Annotated in this window: 19 protein-coding genes; 6 read left to right on the forward strand and 13 right to left on the reverse strand. The window is 72.4% G+C overall.

The features are described 5' to 3' along the window. Positions 1-85 precede the first annotated feature (85 nt). Genes CP983_RS37130 through CP983_RS37145 form a run of 4 tightly spaced genes read right to left on the reverse strand, consistent with a single transcriptional unit; the run spans position 86 to position 4921 of the window. Entirely contained in the window at positions 86-511 is a 426-nt protein-coding gene (locus CP983_RS37130) for a GNAT family N-acetyltransferase (RefSeq protein ID WP_107912098.1), read from the reverse strand. Positions 512-567: 56 nt separating this feature from the next. Continuing rightward, complete coding sequence (locus CP983_RS37135) at positions 568-1473, reverse strand: LLM class F420-dependent oxidoreductase (protein WP_150504483.1); 906 nt, start codon at positions 1471-1473, stop codon at positions 568-570. Between the two features lie 46 nt (positions 1474-1519). Further along, positions 1520-4093, reverse strand: a complete 2574-nt coding sequence (locus tag CP983_RS37140; RefSeq protein WP_150504485.1) for an ABC transporter permease — start codon at positions 4091-4093, stop codon at positions 1520-1522. 3 nt (positions 4094-4096) lie between these two features. Beyond that, on the reverse strand, positions 4097-4921 hold the full coding sequence (locus CP983_RS37145; RefSeq protein ID WP_150504487.1) for an ABC transporter ATP-binding protein: 825 nt from the start codon (positions 4919-4921) through the stop codon (positions 4097-4099). 199 nt (positions 4922-5120) lie between these two features. Here CP983_RS37145 and CP983_RS37150 point away from each other — a divergent pair, with 199 nt between their 5' ends. Then, complete coding sequence (locus tag CP983_RS37150; RefSeq protein WP_150504489.1) at positions 5121-5396, forward strand: toxin-antitoxin system HicB family antitoxin; 276 nt, start codon at positions 5121-5123, stop codon at positions 5394-5396. Positions 5397-5400: 4 nt separating this feature from the next. Continuing rightward, positions 5401-5775, forward strand: a complete 375-nt coding sequence (locus CP983_RS37155; protein WP_150504490.1) for a fic family toxin-antitoxin system, toxin component — start codon at positions 5401-5403, stop codon at positions 5773-5775. On the opposite strand, the gene CP983_RS37160 is transcribed toward CP983_RS37155, so the two are convergent. Continuing rightward, positions 5776-6462 carry a class I SAM-dependent methyltransferase gene (locus CP983_RS37160; RefSeq protein ID WP_150504492.1) on the reverse strand — a complete coding sequence of 229 codons (687 nt, stop codon included), beginning with the start codon at positions 6460-6462 and terminating at the stop codon, positions 5776-5778. Between the two features lie 102 nt (positions 6463-6564). Continuing rightward, entirely contained in the window at positions 6565-7251 is a 687-nt protein-coding gene (locus CP983_RS37165) for an esterase/lipase family protein (protein WP_150504494.1), read from the reverse strand. Positions 7252-7366: 115 nt separating this feature from the next. On the opposite strand from CP983_RS37165, the gene CP983_RS44180 reads away from it, so the two are divergent. After that, on the forward strand, positions 7367-9895 hold the full coding sequence (locus tag CP983_RS44180) for a helix-turn-helix transcriptional regulator (protein WP_167537812.1): 2529 nt from the start codon (positions 7367-7369) through the stop codon (positions 9893-9895). On the opposite strand, the gene CP983_RS37180 is transcribed toward CP983_RS44180, so the two are convergent. The 4 genes from CP983_RS37180 to bioB are packed head-to-tail and all read right to left on the reverse strand — an operon-like array spanning position 9892 to position 13724. Beyond that, complete coding sequence (locus tag CP983_RS37180; RefSeq protein ID WP_150504496.1) at positions 9892-10452, reverse strand: hypothetical protein; 561 nt, start codon at positions 10450-10452, stop codon at positions 9892-9894. The genes CP983_RS44180 and CP983_RS37180 overlap by 4 nt on opposite strands. A gap of 36 nt (positions 10453-10488) precedes the next feature. Then, complete coding sequence (gene bioD, locus CP983_RS37185) at positions 10489-11205, reverse strand: dethiobiotin synthase (RefSeq protein WP_150504498.1); 717 nt, start codon at positions 11203-11205, stop codon at positions 10489-10491. A 1-nt stretch (position 11206) separates the two neighbouring features. Next, entirely contained in the window at positions 11207-12505 is a 1299-nt protein-coding gene (locus tag CP983_RS37190; protein ID WP_150504500.1) for an adenosylmethionine--8-amino-7-oxononanoate transaminase, read from the reverse strand. Next, positions 12498-13724 carry a biotin synthase BioB gene (gene bioB, locus CP983_RS37195; RefSeq protein ID WP_150504501.1) on the reverse strand — a complete coding sequence of 409 codons (1227 nt, stop codon included), beginning with the start codon at positions 13722-13724 and terminating at the stop codon, positions 12498-12500. The genes CP983_RS37190 and bioB overlap by 8 nt, the downstream gene beginning before the upstream one ends. Positions 13725-13897: 173 nt before the next feature. Between bioB and CP983_RS37200 the strand changes: the two genes are divergently transcribed. Continuing rightward, complete coding sequence (locus CP983_RS37200; protein WP_107912079.1) at positions 13898-15025, forward strand: 8-amino-7-oxononanoate synthase; 1128 nt, start codon at positions 13898-13900, stop codon at positions 15023-15025. An 80-nt stretch (positions 15026-15105) separates the two neighbouring features. Here CP983_RS37200 and CP983_RS37205 read toward each other — a convergent pair whose 3' ends face one another. Next, positions 15106-15333 carry a DUF397 domain-containing protein gene (locus CP983_RS37205; RefSeq protein ID WP_107912077.1) on the reverse strand — a complete coding sequence of 76 codons (228 nt, stop codon included), beginning with the start codon at positions 15331-15333 and terminating at the stop codon, positions 15106-15108. Between the two features lie 9 nt (positions 15334-15342). After that, complete coding sequence (locus tag CP983_RS37210) at positions 15343-16212, reverse strand: helix-turn-helix domain-containing protein (RefSeq protein WP_125528067.1); 870 nt, start codon at positions 16210-16212, stop codon at positions 15343-15345. A gap of 213 nt (positions 16213-16425) precedes the next feature. On the opposite strand from CP983_RS37210, the gene CP983_RS37215 reads away from it, so the two are divergent. Further along, entirely contained in the window at positions 16426-16884 is a 459-nt protein-coding gene (locus CP983_RS37215; RefSeq protein WP_107912075.1) for an ATP-binding protein, read from the forward strand. Positions 16885-16888: 4 nt separating this feature from the next. Here CP983_RS37215 and CP983_RS37220 read toward each other — a convergent pair whose 3' ends face one another. Continuing rightward, positions 16889-17812, reverse strand: a complete 924-nt coding sequence (locus CP983_RS37220; RefSeq protein ID WP_150504503.1) for a LysR family transcriptional regulator — start codon at positions 17810-17812, stop codon at positions 16889-16891. Between the two features lie 108 nt (positions 17813-17920). On the opposite strand from CP983_RS37220, the gene CP983_RS37225 reads away from it, so the two are divergent. After that, on the forward strand, positions 17921-18535 hold the full coding sequence (locus tag CP983_RS37225) for a LysE family translocator (protein ID WP_150504505.1): 615 nt from the start codon (positions 17921-17923) through the stop codon (positions 18533-18535). The last annotated feature ends 28 nt before the right edge of the window (positions 18536-18563 follow it).

Genomic DNA, 18563 nt, shown 5'->3' on the forward strand with positions numbered 1-18563 from the left:
TGGGAGGCTCGCCCATGGGCGGACGCTCACACCTTTCATTGGAGGACCGAAGTGGTTCACCAATAGTAAAGGATCGGCAAAGCAGTCAGTCTGTGAGCGGCTTCACCCACCGCCGCCAGTGCTCCTCGGGCGTGTACCCGGCCGCGCGCCAGGCATGATGCGCGATCTCGTTCCGCTTCAGCACCATCGCGTCGCCCCGGCGCCCGCCGAGCCGTACGAACCGCTCCTCCGCCGCTTCGAGCAGCGCCGCGCCGATGCCCCGGCGCCGCCGCTCGGGGTGCACCGCCAGCCGGTACAGATGGCACCGCCAGCCGTCGAAGCCCGCGATCACCGAGCCGACCAGCTCACCGTCCAGCTCGGCCAGGATCAGCGCCTCGGGGTCGCGGGCGACCAGCCGTTCCACGCCGTCCCGGTCGTCGCTGATGCTCGTGCCCTCGGCGGCCGTCTTCCAGAAGGCCAGCACGGCGTCGAGGTCGTCGGCCGTCGCGGCCCGTATCCGCAGATCAGTCATGCCGTGATCCCATCACGGGCGGCGGGCCGCGGCGCCGAATTCCGGCATGCGGACGGCTACTTGCCGCGCAGCCTCTCGATCACCGGCGCGAACGCCTCCATGCATGGCTCCAGCACGGTCAGGTACGAGAACCCGAACCGCTCACGCTGGGCGAGCACCTGCGCGGTGATCTGCTCCAGGGTGCCGATCAGGAGGATGGGCAGGGCCAGCGCCTCCTCGAGCGTGATCTCCGGGACCCGGTCCAGGAGGGGCTGGACCACGGCCTCACGGTCCTGCGTCACGGTCACCATCTGCAGGAGCAGGTTCAGCTCGGCCGGCTCCGCACGGTCCGCCGCGAACCCGCGGTACCGGTCCACCCGCTCGTCGAGCCGGTCGGCCGTGACGGGGATCAGCCGCCCGGTCGAGCTCTTCGGGTCCGGGTACGCGCCCCCGAACGCCGCGATGTCGGCGTGCTCGGCGGTCAGCCGCAGAACCCGGTCGCCATTGCCCCCGACCAGCAGCGGCACCCGTGGCCGCTGCGCCGGCCGGGGCTCGTACGACTCGGACCCCAGCAGCCGGTCCAGCTCCTCGACGGTGCGCCGCAGATGGTCCACGCGCTCGCCGGGGGTGCCGAAGGGCAGCCCCGCCGAGTCGTGCTCCGCCTGTACGTAGCCCGCGCCGAGCCCGAGTTCCAGCCGCCCGCCGGTCAGGGCGTCCGTCGTCGCCACCTCGCGGGCGAGCAGCGCCGGGTTCCACAGGCCCGCGTTCAGCACGAACGTGCCCAGGCGCGGCCGCTCGGTCGCCTCCGCCGCCGCGACCAGGGCCGGGAACGGCGCGGGCATGCCCAGATGGTCGGGGACCAGGATCACGTCGTAGCCGAGCTCCTCGGCCCGGCGGCACTTGGCCCGCCACTCCTCGGCAGGGGCGGAGGTCATCAGATTGACGCCGAAGCGGAACGGACGCGGGCTCACCGGATGCGACACGAACTCTCCTCACCTGCAAGGGACTTGAGTGCCTGCCGCGATTCCATCACTCGTGCGCGATGGCCGCCAGCACATTCATGCGCGATGCACGCAGCGCGGGCAGCAACGCCGCCACGACACCCACCACGGCCGAGCCGATCACCACCGCGACGATCGTGGGCCACGGGATCGCCAGCGCCGTCATGCCCTGCAACGCCAGCACCTGCTGGGTGCACACGCCCCACACCAGCCCCAGCGCGAGCCCCAGGACCGCGCCGAACACCGCGATCACCACCGACTCCAGCCGGATCATCCGGCGCAGCTGCCGCCTGGCAAGACCGATGGCCCGCAGCAGTCCGATCTCCCGGGTGCGCTCCACCACCGACAGGGCGAGCGTGTTGACGACGCCGAGCACCGCGATGATGATCGCGAGCCCGAGCAGGGCGTACACGAGGTAGAGCAGCACGGCGATCTGGTCGTGGACCAGGTCCTTGTAGTCGGCGATGTCGCGGACCTGCACCTGCGGGTACGGGTCGAGTGCCTTCTCCAGCCCGGCCCGCAGGTCGTCCGCGTTCGTGCCGGCGGCGGCGTTGACGTAGACGGCCGCGTCCTGCCCGCCCGGCGCGTACTTCTGGAGGGTGGCCAGGCCGAAGTAGATCCCGCCCTGACTGCCGAACCCGTCCGCGGACTCCTGGTCGGTGAGGGCGCCCACCGTCAGCTCGGCCGTGCGGCCGCCCTGGAACTCGACGGGGACGGTGTTGCCGACCCGCACACCGTGGTCCCCGGCGAAGTCCTTGTCCATCGCGAGGTGCCCGGCGGCGAGCGCGGCCGCGGAGTCCCCCTGGGCGTAGGTGATGTTGGCGACCTTGTCGAGCTGCGGCTCGTAGGCCGCGGCGGTCGTCTTCACACGGTCGCCGTCCGGGAGGCGTACGGCGATCGTCGCGAACTGCGAGCGCACGACGAGCCCCACGCCCTCGGTGTCGCGGATCCGCTCGGTGACCTCGCGCGGGAACGGCACGAAATTGCCGTTCTGCACAACGAAGTCGGCGCCCAGCGTCTTGTCGATCTGCTGGTCGAACGACTTGGTCATCGAGGCGCTCGCCACCGACATCCCGCCGACCAGCGCGAGGCCCACCATCAGGGCGGCCGCGGTGGCGCCGGTGCGGCGGGGATTGCGCAGGGCGTTGCGCTGGCTCATCCGGCCGATCGAGCCGAACAACGCGGGGAAGGCCCCGCCGAGCACCCGGATCACCGGCCTGACGAGCAGCGGCCCCGCGATCACGGTCGCGATCAGCGTCAGCAGCACACCCAGGCCCAGCAGGGACGCCGCCGAAGAGGTCTTCGACGCCGTCGCACAGCCGGCCAGGGCGGCCGCGCCGGCCGCCCCGATCACCGCGCCGAGGATCGCGCGCAGCCGGAGCGGCCGTCCGATCTCGGCGATCTCCGCGTCCGCGAGGGCCGCCATCGGCGAGACGCCGGCCGCGCGCCGGGCCGGGAGGTAGGCGGCCACGAAGGTGACGCCCAGGCCGACGACGTACGCGGTCACCGGCGTGCCCCAGCCGACGACCATCTCGTCCGTGCGGATGTTCATGCCCAGCAGACCCATCAGCCCGATGAGTCCGACGGCCAGTCCGATGCCGGCCGCGAGGCCCGCCGTCGAGCCGACCAGGCCCAGCAGCAGCGCCTCGGTGAGCACCGAGCGGCGCACCTGGCGCCGGTCCGCGCCCAGCGCCCGCAGCAGGCCCAGCTCACGGGTGCGCTGGGCGATCAGCATGGAGAAGGTGTTGACGATCAGGAACACGCCGACGAGGACCGCGACCCCGGCGAAGCCGAGCATCACGTACTTGATGATGTCGAGGAATCCGCCCAGTTGCTCGACGTCCGACTCGGCCTGCTCGTCGGCGGTGCGCAGTTCGTAGGCGCCGCGGTCGCCGCCGAGCGCGTCGGCCACGCGCTGCTTGAGCTCGGGGTCGCTGACGCCGTCGGCGGCGTCCAGCGTGATGCCGGTGGCGCCCTTCGGGTCGCCGATCAGCTTGCTCTGCGCGGTCGGGGTGTCGAAGAAGACCAGCGCGGCACCGGGGTTGGTGGTGGTGAACGTGACGATGCCGACGACCTCGACCGGGAAGGAGCCCTCCTGCCCGATGACCGTCAGCCGGTCGCCGATCCTTACGTCCTTGTCGTCGGCGGTGTCCGCGTCGATCATCACCTGCCCGTCGCCCTTCGGGGCGTGACCGGAGGTCAGCTCCACGGGGCTGCGCTCGGTCGGGTTCCAGGCGGTGCCGATCGTGGGGGCGCCCGTGGTCGGGCCCACCGACTCGCGGTCCTTGTCGACGACCGTGAGGCCCTCCACGTCCACGTCCGCACGGGCCGCGGCGACACCGGGGACCCTCGCGAGGCGGTCGGCGAGCGAGGCCGGCAGGGTCAGGGTCCGGCCCGAGGGGATCGTCTCGTCGAAGGTCTCCTTCGGAGTGACCGTGACGTCGGCGGCGGTCGAGGCGAAGAGCCGGTCGAAGGTACGGCTGACGGTGTCCGAGAAGATCAGGCTGCCCGCGACGAACGCCACGGAGAGGATCACCGCCAGGGCGGACAGCAGCAGCCGGCCCTTGTGCGCGAGGAAGCTCCTGAGTGTCGCCTTGAGCACCGGTCAGCCCTTCTCGGGCGGCTCTGGGGGAGGGGTCCGGTCGCCGCCTGGCGGGTTCCCGCCGGCGAACAGGCGCATCCGCTCCAGTACGGCCTCCGCCGTCGGGCGCTCCATCTCGTCCACGATCCGTCCGTCGCCCAGGAACAGCACCAGGTCGGAGTGGGCGGCGGCGCCCGGGTCGTGGGTGACCATCACGACGGTCTGCCCGAGCTGGTCGACGGCCTCGCGCAGGAAGCCGAGGACCTCGAGACCGGCCCGGGAGTCGAGGTTGCCGGTCGGCTCGTCGGCGAAGATCAGCTCCGGCCGGGAGGCGAGCGCGCGGGCGCAGGCGACGCGCTGCTGCTGGCCGCCGGAGAGCTGGGAGGGCCGGTGCCGCAGCCGGTCCCGCAGCCCGAGGGTGTCGATGACCTGGTCCAGCCACTTCTCGTCGGGCTTCTTGCCCGCGATGTCCATGGGCAGCGTGATGTTCTCGGCCGCGTTCAGGGTCGGGATGAGGTTGAACGACTGGAACATGAACCCGATCCGGTCCCGCCGCAGCCGGGTCAGCTCGCGGTCCTTCAGTCCGGTGATCTCGGTGTCGCCCAGCCAGACCTGGCCCGCCGAGACGTTGTCGAGGCCCGCGAGGCAGTGCATCAGCGTGGACTTCCCGGAGCCGGACGGGCCCATGACCGCCGTGAAGCGGCCGCGCGCGATGTCGACGTCCACCGCGTCGAGGGCCAGCACGGTCGTCTCACCCGAGCCGTACGCCTTGGTCAGGCCGCGGGCGCGGGCCGCGATCCCGTCCGCCGACGCGGGGCCCGGGACGTACTGGGCAGCTGCTGTGGACAAGACCGCCTCCTACACGGAACGGACGCAACGACACTCATCCCCGCCGAGCGTAATGTGATCCACCACACACCGGGTATCCCTCCGAGGTCCCGGTCGCTCTCCGCCCCAGGTCGGGCCCCCGATATCGGTGTAAGGGGCACCCTCTCGCCGTGCGGCGAAGCCCTTGCCGGTGCTAGCGCAACCGCGCTAGCTTCGAGGTATGGCGAAGACCCAGCTGAACGTGAGAGTGGACGAGGGCACGGCCCGCGCCGCCCGTGAGCGCGCCGTGGCCCGCGGCATGAGCGTCAACCGCTACATCGAGGAACTGGTCAAGCAGGACACCGGCGAGGTCGGCCACACGTTCGTGGAGGCCGCCGCCGACTTCATGAAGCAGTACGAGTCGGTGTTCGCCGAGGAGTTCGATGGGGGTGCCCCCGCTCGAGCGAAGCCGAGAGTGGGGGAGGACCGCGAGGGCCCGCGCGAAGGTCGCCACTGATCCGTTGAACGAACTGAACATCGACCTTGCCTGGCTGCTCATGCTCGCCGAGAAGAGGACGCCGGGGGACCCCCAGGTCACCGACTGGGGAGCCCTCGTCGCGGCCGTCGCACGCCATGATGCCCGGATATTCGACGTCCCGGTCTACGACAGCCCGCACGCCCGAGCCGCGTCCCTGCTCCAACTGCTCGTCCACGTCCCCGCGTTGGAGCGCTCCAACGCCATGTTCGCGTCCGCCGTCGCCTACGCCTACCTGGTCGCCAGCGGCCTGAAGGTGGTCACCTCGCCCGAGCAGGTGCGCGACCTGGCCCGGCTGGTGAAGAGCGGCGAGGCCACCGTGCACGACATCGCGCAGGAACTGCGCCGGTGGAGCCTGTGACTAATGGCTGACCGGCGGCCGCCACGCCGTGCCCAGGAAGCAGTACGACGAAGGGAGCGTCGGCCCGTTCTCCGGCATCATCACCTGCCGGTACGGGCCGAGTTCGAAGCCGGCCTCCCTGATCGCCGCGACCGGATCGCGCGACACATGGCAGCCGCCGCTCACCAGCGGCCACACCGTCCGGTCCAGCGCGCGCTGGGTGAGGAGCATCGCGCGCCCGCCGCCCCGGCCGTGCTCGAAAAACCGCACGACACCGCCGGGCCTGAGCACCCGCCGTACCTCACCGAGCGCACGCGGCACGTCCCGGACACTGCACATCACCAGCGACAGCACCGCCGCGTCGAAGGCCTCGCTCTTGACCGGCAGAGCCTCCGCCGCGCCCGGCACCACGTCCACCGGCACCTCGGCGCGCCGGCCGGCGTCCACCGCCAACGTGCGCAGCAGGCGCTCGGGTTCGATGGCGACCACCTCCGAGACGGAGCTCGGATAGTGGGCGAAGTTCAGACCGTTGCCGGCGCCGATCTCGATCACCCGGCCGGACAGCCCGGTCAGCAGCCGGTCGCGGATGCCGGCCATACCCATCCGGGTCTCGGCGTTGACGCTGATCCGGGCGTAGCAGCGGGCGAACAGCGGATGGTGCACGGCATCCCGTGCCACCTTGCCGGAACCGGCGGACCGCAGGGCCATGAGGACCTCCCGGGCAGGAACGACTCACCCTGATTGTCCCCACTTACCGGGCCCGCGCACCATCCGCTGTTCGCTCAGGCCGCCGACCGGGCGGCCCCGGGCTCAGCCGATGAAGTCCCGGACCTGCTCGTACACGCCGTGGTCGTTGTTCATGTCGGTGTGCGAGACGCACCCGACCTCGACGTTCGTCGCGCCGCTCAGGATCGCCGTGGTGTCGGGCGTGAGCGCGTCGTCGCAGTTCGACCAGTAGCTGGCGTACGACACGCTGCCCGGGGTCTCGTCGCCGGAGTTCAGCGAGGTCAGGAACGAGCTGCCGGTGTTCATCTCCGCGCAGGAGGTGTACAGCCACGCGCACCACGAAGCGGTGGACGTGCCGTGGTTCACGCCGGCCGTCGAGACGAAGTCGTCGACGTACGACGTCCCGCCGAGGTTCTTCAGGTAGTAGCGGGCGCTGAGCGTGCCCATCGAGTGGACGACCAGGTCGACCTTCGAGGCGCCCGTGCGGGCGAGCACGTTTCTGATCTCGGTCGCGAGCTGCTGGGCGGTGGTGACGTTCGACTGGGCCCAGTCGTATGACCAGGAGTCCAGCTCACCGGCGGCGTAACCGTCGGTCCTGAAGTAGCCGGCCCAGTCGTCCCAGCTGCTCGCCGAGCTGCTCAGGCCGTGCACGAAGACGACGGGGTTGTGGGCGGCGGCCTGCGCGGGTGTGGGGGAGAGGGAGAGTGACAGAAGGAGCGTGGTGGCCAGGGCCGTGAGACCCGTGGCGATGCGACGCGGGGTGCGCTGCATGATGCCTCCTGAAACGTGTGGGGTTGCCAGGAGTGTCGAGCCGGGTCTACGCGCGCCGCATCGGTGAAATCGCCGGTCTTTACGATTCAAGTAACCCGCCAGTAACGTCATTTGTGTGGTGACTCCGGTGAACCCCCCACCTCTTGACCGCACTTCGCCACCGCAGCGCACGGACGCGTGGCGCCAACCGGCCGCCGGCCTCACGGAGGGCGTCCGGGTGCGCGTGCTGCGTGCCGTGTACGGCGATCGGCGCGCCGCCGCCGAGCTTCTCCCGCGCCTCACCGACCGTCAGCTGACCGGCACCGACCCGCTCCCCACGGAGCCGGCCGAACTCGCCCCGGCCCTGCTGCGCGAACACCGGGCGGAGATACGCGCGTTGCCGGACGACACCCGCCTCCTGCTGCTCCTCGCCGCGGCCGACCAGTACCCGGTCTCCACCGACGCCTTCCTGCGCGCCGTCGTCGCGGCCCGTCTCGACACCCGGTGCCTGGACGCCGCCGAGGCGGCCGGGATCGCACACGCCGGAGCGGGCGGGGTGGCGTTCCGCGACGCGTGGACGCGGATCGCTGCCTACGAGACCGGCACGCCGGCCGACCGCCGCGATGTCCACCGGCTGCTGGCCCGTGTGCTGCGCGGCGAGGGCGAGACACCGTCGCGCTCCTGGCACCGGGGCGCGGGCGCGCTCGGCCCCAGCGGGCGACTGGCCGCGGAACTCTCCGCCGCGGCGGGCACGGCGGCCGACACCGGACGCCTGTCGGTGGCACGGACACTGGCGGAGCGGGCCGCGGCGCTGTGCCCCGACGCCGCCGAACAGCATCGCCTGACGGCCCGAGCCGCCGCCTACGCCTGGCGCTCCGGCGACGGTGACCGAGCCCGCCGCCTGGCGTCGAGCGCGACCGACGACGCGCTGAGCGGGGTGCTGGCCCTGCGGGCGGGAAACGCGACGGAGGCGTTCGACGCGCTGCTGATCGGGGTGAGTGCCGCGGCGCCGACGTCATCGGACCGGGGTGCCCCGCCCCTCGCCGCCCCGGCTTCGGTCGCCCCGCGCGCGGTCACTCCGAGCACGTCGCGCACCGCGACCCCGGCCGCCTCACACAGCGTGGCCCCGGCCGACCCGCGCATCACGACCCCGGCCGCCTCGCGCACCGCGGCCCCCTCCGACCCGCGCATCTTCACACCGGCCGACCCGCGCACCGCGGCCCCGGCCGCCTCGCGCACCGCGGCCCCCTCCGACCCGCGCACCTTGACCCCGGCCGACCCACGCGCCGTGACGCCGGCCATCCCGAGCGCCCGCACCTCAGTCACCCCGTCCACCATCACCCCGCCAACCCTCGCCACCCACCTCCTCGCCCGCGCCACCGAAGCCGCCATCTACACCGGTGATCTGCGCCGACTGCGTGAGGCGGCGAGAGCTGCCGGTCGGCTCGGTGTCGTGGCGCCCGGCACGCTGGGCGGGCTGGTGGCCGCGTTCGACGGGCGGTACGCGGACGCGCGTGACCTGCTGAAGTCGGCCGCAGGGCGGTGCGGGCCCGGCGGTGATCCCACCGTCCTGATCCACGCCGCGATCGCCGCCCTGCTCCTCGGCGACCACACCCGCGCGGTCACCGCGACGGTCCGCGCGGCCGCCTCCGCCCGGGCGCGGGGCACCCCGGTGACCGTGCCGCAGGCCATGGAGTTCCGGGCGTACGCCGACTTCTGGACGGGACGCCCCCGGGCCGGCGAGGCCGCCGCGGCGGACGCGCTCTGGCAGGCCCACGCCACCGGCCAGGACAACGGCGCCTGCCACCTCCAGGCCGCCCTCGCCATGTTCGCGGCGCTGACCGGGGACGCCGACGTCTGCCGTGAACGGGCGGCGACCGCACGGTCGTACGCCCTGGCGCGTGGCCTGGGCCTGCCCGCCGCCCTCGCCCAATGGGCGCTCGCGTTCCTCGACCTGAGCAGCGGCCGTTTCGCCGCCGCCGCGGCCCGGCTGCGTGCCCTCGCCGGATTCGGCCCCGGCCACGGCCACCGGGCCATCCGGCACCTGGCCACCCCGCACTACGTGGAGGCGGCCGTCCGCACCGGCGACACCCGGGTCGCCCGCGTGGCGCACGCCGACTACGAACGCTGGGCCGGCACGGTACTCAGCCCCGACGACCTGGCCCTCAGCGCCCGCTGCCGAGCCCTGCTCGCGCCCGGCGAGGAGGCCGTGGACCACTACCGCGCGGCGCTCGATCTGCACTCCCGCGGCACCCGCGACTTCGAACGCGCCCGCACGGAGCTGCTGTTCGGCAGCGCCCTGCGCCGACTGCGCCGCCGTTCGGAGGCACGCGACCGTCTGCACAGCGCGCTGGAGGCGTTCGACTCCTTCGGCGCCCCGCACTGCGCCACCCGGGCCCGCACCGAACTCCGCGCCCTCGGCACCCCGGCGGCCCCGGCCCGCACCGCCCCCGACAGCCCGACCGCCACCCTCACGGCCCAGCAACTCCTGGTCGCCCGCATGGCCGCCGACGGCGCCACCAACCGCGAGATCGCCGTCCGCCTGGCCCTCAGCCCCCGCACCATCGACCACCACCTGCGAGGCGTCTTCACCCGCCTGGGCATCCGCTCGCGCATCGAACTGGTACGCCTCCTCGCCGAGAGCGGCGAGCCCGAGTCCGGCTAGCCCTCGGAGAACGCGCGGGCGAACCCGGCGAGATTCCGCGGGCAGGCCCAGACCTCCCGAGTCATCCCGCCTGCGAACCAGTCGTCCGACTCACCGTCGGCGGACGAGCCTTCGCCGTCGTCATCGGCGCCCCGCTCCGGACGGGCCAGCGTCTCCAGCACATACCGGAGGTTGTCCAACTCGTCGTCGTCCGGCATGTCGTCGCACGGATGCTCGTCGTGCCCGCAGTCCGCCTGACCGAGAGTCCGCTCGACGGCGGCCATCGCCTTGAGCACATGCGCCTCGGCAGCCGGGTCCGGATGGGCGTAGATCACGTAGGGGCCTATGAGCACCAGCCCGAACGTCCACAGAGCCGTGTCCGGGCCGCCCGCCGCCAGGCTCGCCTCGAGACTTCTAGCGCACGCCAGGACCGTCCCTGGCGTATCGCCGAGGTGGTAGCCCTGCCGGATCTCGTCCCACTCCGTGATCAGGGCGTCCCACTCGGCGGGCGTGGCGGGCCCCGGAGCGGGAGGCGCTTCATCGTCGTGGAGGTCTTCGACCCTGTCCGTGTTCACCATGATCAGAGCATTGCACGCGGGTCTGACAACCCGGCCTCAGACCGTCACCCGCCCCCGGAACCCCTCCGCGTCCCACGTCCCGAACAGCCTCGGCGCGAGCCAACCCGGTGCCTCGGTGCGGAAGTCGGCGGGAGCCAGCGCCCCCGAGCCGGCCGGGACCGCGCCCAGCAGCGGTGCACCGGCGACCTCGGGCAGGTCCGCGACGTTGCAGCGCGACGCCAGGTCCGCTTCCTCGGGCCAGCTGCCGATCACCACGCCGAGCAGGTCAAGGCCCCGACGGCGGAGTTCACGTGCCGTCAGTTCCGTCGTGTTCAGGGTGCCCAGGCCCGCCGAGGCGACCACCAGGACCGGCGCCGCCATCAGCTCGGCCGCGTCCGCCAGGGTGCCGCCCGACTCGTCGAAGCGGACGAGGAGACCGCCCGCTCCCTCCACCAGCACCAGGTCGTGCCCGGCGGCCAGCTTGGCGGCGGCCTCCGCGATCTCGTGCGGGCGCACCGCCTCCCGGCCGGCCCGGCGGGCGGCCGTCGCCGGGGCCAACGGGTCGGGGTAGCGCGCGAGTTCGGCTGTCGTCACCGGGCCCGCGAGGCGCGCGACCTCCTGGGCGTCGCCGTCCTCGTCAGGCCGTACGCCCGTCTGCGCGGCCTTGAGCACGGCCACCGACCGGCCCGCGCCCCGCGCCGCCGCGGCGACCGCGGCGGTCGTGACCGTCTTGCCGACCTCCGTGCCCGTGCCCGTGATCACCAGTACCGGCATGTCAGCCCTCTCCCGCCGCCGCGCACACCGCGCGGGCGATCCGTGCGACGTCCGCGTCGCCCGTGACGTACGGCGGCATCGTGTAGATGAGGTCGCGGAACGGCCGCAGCCACACGCCCTCGCCCACGGCGGCCGCCGTCGCCGCCCGCATGTCCACCTCGTGGTCCAGCTGGACGACCCCGATGGCACCGAGGACGCGTACGTCCCTCACACCCGGAAGGTCCGACGCGGGCGCCAGCCCTTCCCGCAGGCCCGTCTCGATCCGCTTGACCTCGGCCTGCCAGTCCTGCCCGAGCAGCAGCTCGATCGAGGCGCAGGCCACCGCGGCCGCCAGCGGGTTGCCCATGAAGGTCGGGCCGTGGGCGAGGACCGGCACCTCGCCGCGCGAGATGCCGTCGGCCACCCGCGCGGTGCACAGCGTGGCCGCCATCGTCAGATAGCCGCCGGTCAGCGCCTTGCCCACGCACATCACGTCCGGCGTCACCGCCGCGTGGTCCGCCGCGAACAGCGCACCGGAACGGCCGAACCCGGTGGCGATCTCGTCGAACACCAGCAGCACGTCGTGCGCGTCGCACGCCTCGCGCAGCACCCGCAGATACGCGGGGGAGTGGAACCGCATCCCGCCCGCGCCCTGCACGACCGGCTCGACGATGACCGCCGCCAGTTCGTCCGCGTGCCGCTCGATCAGCGACCGCAGCTGCTCGGCGTACGACTCGTCGTACTCGGCAGGCGGCGGGTCCGCGAACACCTGGCGCTGGAGCACGCCGGTCCACAGCTCGTGCATGCCGCCCTCGGGGTCGCACACCGACATCGGCTGCCAGGTGTCCCCGTGATAGCCGCCGCGCCAGGTCAGCAGGCGCTGCTTGCCGGGACGGCCCAGCGAACGCCAGTACTGGAGGCACATCTTGACCGCGACCTCGACCGACACCGAACCGGAGTCGGCGAGGAACACATGCTCCAGACCATCCGGAGACATGTCGACAAGGAGCTTCACCAGGCGTACGGCGGGCTCGTGGGTGAGCCCGCCGAACATCACATGGCTCATCCGCGCCAGCTGCTGCTGCACGGCCTCGTTGAGCACCGGGTGGTTGTAGCCGTGGATCGCCGACCACCAGGACGACATGCCGTCGACCAGTTCACCCGAGCCGTCCGCGAGATTCAGCCGCACCCCGCTCGCCGACTCCACGACGAGCGGTTCGCTGCGGCCGGGCATGGGGCCGTACGGGTGCCACACATGCCGCCGGTCGAGTTCCAGCAGCTCGGGCACGGTCAGGCCGGGCACGGTGAGCGGGTCAGGCATTGGGCGCGAGGTCCGTTCCGGCGCCCCGGCGGCGTACGGCGACCAGGTCGGTGCGCGGCTCGCCGGCCGGAGCGGCAGCGGCGGCGGGCGTACCGCACACACCGCCCCCCTCGTGCGACCCGCACCCGGCGCCCTCGTGCGACCCGCAGCCCGCGCTGTCGTGCGAACCGCAACCGGCGGCCTCGTGCGAACCGCAGCCGCCCCCGGCCGTCTCCGTCCGGTGCTCGGGCAGCGTCACCTGGTCGGTGCCCTCCACCACGAAGCCGGCGTCGGCGATCATCTCCAGGTCGGCCTTGCCCGCCTGGCCCTCGGTCGTGAGGTAGTCACCGAGGAAGATCGAGTTGGCCAGGTTCAGGGCGAGCGGCTGCATGGTGCGCAGGTGGACCTCGCGGCCACCGGCGATGCGCACCTCGACGTCCGGGCACACGAACCGAACCATCGCCAGGATCCTGAGGCACCGCTGCGGGGTGAGGTTCCACTCCTTGGCCAGCGGGGTGCCCTCGACCGGGATCAGGAAGTTGACCGGCACCGAGTCCGGGTCCAGCTCGCGCAGCGAGTAGACGACGTCGACCAGGTCCTCGTCGCTCTCGCCCATGCCGGCGATGAGACCGGAGCACGCGGACAGCCCGGCCCCGTGCGCCTTCTGCACGGTGTCGACACGGTCGGCGTAGGTGTGCGTGGTCGTGATGTCCCCGTACGTCCCCTCGGACGTGTTGAGGTTGTGGTTGTACGCGTCGGCGCCAGCGTCGCGCAGCCGCTCCGCCTGGCCGTCGGACAGCAGGCCGAGGCAGGCGCACACCTCGACGCCCTCGTTCTGGTCCTTGATGGTCCTGATGGTCTCGGAGACCCGGTCCACGTCACGGTCGGTCGGGCCGCGCCCGGACGCCACCAGACACACCCGCTTGGCGCCACCCGCCAATCCGGCGGCGGCGGCCTGGGAGGCCTGGTCCGGCTTGAGCCAGGTGTACTTCAGGATGCCGGTGGTGGAGCCGAGGCGCTGCGAACAGTAGGAGCAGTCCTCGGGGCACAGGCCCGACTTCAGGTTGACCAGATAGTTGAGTTTCACCCGTCGGCCGAACCAGTGCCGGCGCACCTTGCCGGCCGCGGCCACCACATCGAGCAGGTCGTCGTCGGAAGTGGCGAGGACGGCCAAGGCTTCCTCGCGGGTCGGCAGCTCGCGCCGAAGCCCCTTGTCCACCAGCGTGTTCAGCAGGTCCATGGGAGCTGATCCTGACGTACGGAGGGCGTCCGAGCCAAGGTGAGTTTGCACAACCCTGTCGTTTCGATGTGTGGGTATTGCCACACCGTGGGCGGGCCGCCGTACGGCTAGGGTCTGTCCACTGCCTACAAAAGCGACGTCTGCGTACCGCTCACCAAAGCCCCGGAGGAACCATGGCGTTCGGCTGGATCGACGAGCAGGCGGAGCTGCGCCGCCGCGCCGGGCTCGTACGGACCCTGCGCCCCCGGCCCGCCGAATCACCCCTCCTCGATCTCGCGAGCAACGACTATCTGGGCCTGGCCCGCCATTCGGAGGTCACCGAGGGCGCGGCGCGCGCCTCGCGCACCTGGGGCGGCGGCGCGACCGGCTCCCGGCTCGTCACGGGGACGACGGAACTGCACGCCGAGCTGGAGCGCGAGCTGGCCGACTTCTGCGGCTTCGAGGCCGCGCTGGTCCTCTCGTCGGGCTACGCGGCCAACCTCGCCGCGGTCACCGCGCTGGCGCCGCACGGCTCGCTGATCGTGTCGGACGCCGGCAACCACGCCTCGCTCATCGACGGCTGCCGGCTGGCCCGGGGCACCACCCAGGTCGTCCCGCACTCCGAGCCGGAGGCGGTGCGCAAGGCGCTGCACACGCACGAGGGCACGGCCGTCGTCGTGTCCGACACCGTCTTCTCGGTCGACGGCGACGCGGCCCCGCTGGCCGAGTACGCCGAGGCGTGCCGGGAGCGCGGTGCAGGCCTGCTGGTCGACGACGCCCACGGCCTGGGCGTCCTGGGTGACGGCGGGCGCGGCGCGGCGCGGGCGGCGGGGCTCGCGGGGGCGGACGACGTCGTCGTCACCGTCACGCTGTCCAAGTCCCTCGGCAGTCAGGGCGGCGCCGTCCTCGGTCCCGCGCGGGTGATCGAGCACCTCGTCAACACCGCGCGGACGTTCATCTTCGACACGGGGCTCGCCCCGGCGTCCGCGGGCGCGGCCCTGGCGGCGCTCAGGTTGCTGCGCCGTGAACCGGAGCGGGCGGCGCGGGCGGGCGCGGTGGCACGTGAACTCCACGCGCGGCTGACCGCCGCGGGCCTGGAGGCGGTACGTCCGGACGCCGCGGTCGTCTCCGTGCGCGCCCCGTCCCCGGAGAAGGCCGTGCGCTGGGCGGCCGAGTGCCGTGCGGCGGGCCTCGCCGTGGGCTGTTTCCGTCCTCCCTCCGTCCCCGACGGCATCTCACGGCTGAGGCTGACCGCCCGCGCGGACCTCTCCGAGGCCGAGATCGAGCGCGCTGTTCGAGTGATCGGCGAGACACGACCATGAGTCGGCGTGACACGGCCCTGCTCGCACATCGGATGGAACTGATCAGAATCGATCAGGGTTGATCGGACCGATCAGGGTGGTCAGGACTGGAGCGCGGCCGTGAAACCCGCCCAGCTCTCGGGGGAGAAGAGCAGCGCGGGGCCGGCCGGGTCCTTGGAGTCGCGCACCGCGAGCAGCCCGGTCCAGGGACCGGAGTGCGGCCGTGCCGTCTCGACGCAGTTGTTCGCACCGGTGCTGTAGCTGCTGCGCAACCACCGTGCACCTGGCAGTTCGGTGCTGGACATGAGGTTCCGAGGCAATGCTGTCATGGTGCCTCCTTACACACCGCCACCTAGCGCGGCGATGTAATCCAACGATTCCTCGGGCGAAAGGGCGTGGATCCGAAGGGTGTTGAAGGCCTCCGTGTAGGCCTGGAGGTCTTCTTTCCGTTCGAGGTAGAGGCTACTCGTCAAGTGGTCGAGAACAACCACATCCAGATCAGAAGTGCTCGAAAATGAGAAGATAACGAAAGGGCCAGTGATGCCGACATGCTCGCCGGCCCTGAACGGCAGCACCTGAAGACGGACTTGGGGCAGCCGGGCCGCCTCCATCAGCCGGCTCAGCTGCCGCGCCATCACCTCGGGCCCGCCGATCTCCCGGCGCAGCACCGCCTCGTCCAGCACCGCGCTCAGCTTCAGCGGCGGATCCGCGCGCAGCACGTCCTGCCTGGCCAGACGCACCGCGACCAGCGCGTCGAGGCGGTCGTCGGTGTCGCCGTCGAGCCCGCCGACGGCGGCCCGGGTCACCGCCCGGGCGTACTCGGGCGTCTGGAGCAGGCCGGGCACCACCGACGTCTCCAGCGTGCGCATCGCCCTCGCCTGGGACTCCAGGCTGATGAAGTCCCGGTACGTCGGCGGCAGTACTCCGCGGTACGCGTGCCACCAGTGATGCCGGCCGCCGCCCTCGTCGGAGCCCGCCAACACCACCAGCAGCTCCCGCAGTTGGGCGTCCTCCACGCCGTAGACGTCGAGCAGTAACCGCACATCGGCCGGTTTCACCCCGCTGGCGCCGGTTTCGATCCGGCTCACCTTGGATTGATGCCAGCCCGCCAGCCGGGCCGCCTCACCGCTGGTGAGCCCCGCCCCGGTGCGTAACGCACGCAGTTCCGCGCCCAGTTTCCGGCGGCGTACCGCGGGACCGTGCTGCATGGGCTACTCCTTACTCCAACCGAGCCACCCAAATACGGTCTGCCGTCGCAGAGTTCACCGCTTCGAGCGACAGATATATGCATATCTTGGTGGATCGCCACCCGTGACGGGTGCGGTAATGGCAGTCTGGCGACGAAGCACCAGTCCGGGACCGTACTCGAACCATCCGCTCCGTGTCGGACTACGGTCCCGTGGGAAAGGGACGACGTCGCCATGGCAGATCACCTGGAAGCATCCGTCACTCTGCCGAGCGATCCCGCCTCGGTCTCCGCGGCCCGGGCCTACGTGCTCACCACCCTCGCCGAATGGGGCCTGCCACCGGACACGGAAGTGGCCGACACCATCCGCCTGATCGTCTCCGAACTCACCACCAACGCCGTACAGCACACCCTCGGCCAGTCACCCACCTTCACGGTGGACCTCGCGCTCGACCGTGACGAACACCTGCGCATCGGTGTCACCGACAGCCATCCGCGTTTCCCCAAGCGGCTGCCGGCCGCCGTGCAGCAGGACAACGGACGCGGCATGGTGATCATCCGCTGGCTGACCGCGGAATGCGGCGGCAAGCTGAGAGTGCGCCCCACCCGCGAGGGCGGCAAGACCGTCTCCATCGAACTGCCGTGGACGGTCCCCGCCGAACCGGTCGCCGCAGCGGGACCGCAGGAGTCCTGACCCTTCACGGCTGCAGCGGCTGCCCGGAGCGGGCGAACGTGCCGCGCAGCAGAGCCCGGAAGGCGTCCGCGGCGGGAGCCGCCTCGTCGCCGCGGTAGGCGACCGAGATCGTACGGCGCAACCGCCCGCCTTCCAGCGCGCGCACCCCCACCGGAGCGACCGACGTGCGCGCCACCATCTCCGGTACGACCGCGACTCCGAGCCCCGCACTGGCCAGGGCGCACACCAGCAGATACCCCGGCGTCGCCACCAGCACCGACGGCATGGCCCCCGCCTCGGTCAGCGCCGCCTCCACACCCCGCCGAGCCGGAGCGTCCGGCGCCATGCTGATCAGCGGCTGCCCGGCCAGCTCGGTCAGCGGCAGCCGCGTGGCGCCGCTGGTGAGCACATGGCCCGGCGCGGACACCAGGACCAGTTCCTCGACGAGGATCGGCTCGACGCCCACCGACGCGGGCAGCGGGGCCGGTTCCGCGGGCTCGTAGGTGTGCGTCAGCGCCAGATCGACCTCGCCCGCCGCCACCGCGGCGACACCGGCCGACGGTTCGTAGTCGGCGACCGTCAGCTCCACGTCCGGATGCGCCCGGCGGAAGGCGCTCAGGGCCGGCGGCAGCAGATGGATGCCGGCCGTCTGGAAGGTGCCGAGCCGCAGCGTGCCGCCGGACAGGCCGGTCAGCCGGGCCAGCTCGTGCCGGGCCCGGTCCAGCTCGTCGAGCACCCGCCGCGCCCGGGCCACCAGCAGCTCACCCGCACCCGTCAGCCGCGTGCCCCTGTGATGCCGTACCAGAAGGGCCGTGCCCGCCTCGCGCTCCAGCTTGGCCAGCTGCTGGGAGAGCGCGGGCGTGGTGTACCCCAGCCGTTCGGCGGCGCGGGTGATCGAGCCGGCCTCCGCGACCGCCACCAGGGCGGCGAGCCGGACCGGGTCGTACATGCGGCCCTCCCTCCGCGTCGGTCACGCATCTGCCTTAAGAAGTGCTTTAGGGATTGCCAGAATATTCGAAATACCTACTGAAGGCTTGCGGGCGGCACGCTGGGGTCCATGGACGCTCAGCTCATCGCCTTCACCGGTGTCTCCGCCGGCCTGGTCGCCATGCCCGGGGCCGACTTCACCGTCGTCGTACGCAACGCCCTCGTCTCCCGCCGGGCCGGCATCGCCTGTGCGCTCGGGATCGGCGCGGGGCTGCTGGTGCACGTGACGATGGCGGTCGTCGGCGTGGCGGCGGTCCTGGCCGCCGTACCGGCGCTGTTCCGCGCGCTCCAGCTGGTCGGCGGCGTCTATGTGCTGTACCTGGGCGTGCAGACCCTGCGGCAGCGGCCCACCGAAGTCGTTGACACGCGCGAGGAGTCCACCGCGCGGCCACTGCGACAGGGCTTCGTGACCAACGCCCTCAACCCGAAGGCGTCCCTCACGTTCCTCAGCGTGCTGCCGCAGTTCGTGCCCGCGGGCGCTCCGGCCCTGCCCCGGACACTGCTGCTGGCCATGATCGTGCTGGCCATCGCCCTGGTGTGGTTCCAGGTGGTCGCCCTGCTGGTGGACCGGCTCGGCAGATGGCTGCGCCGGCCGCGCGCCGCACGTGCGGTCACGGTCGCCACCGGCGCCGCACTGACGGCCTTCGGCGCGGCCCTGCTCGCGGGGCCGCTGCTCGCCCTGTGAGGCCCCGAGGGCGGTGACGGCGCGTCAG

It is taken from the genome of Streptomyces chartreusis (genome assembly GCF_008704715.1).
GTDB lineage: Bacteria > Actinomycetota > Actinomycetes > Streptomycetales > Streptomycetaceae > Streptomyces > Streptomyces chartreusis.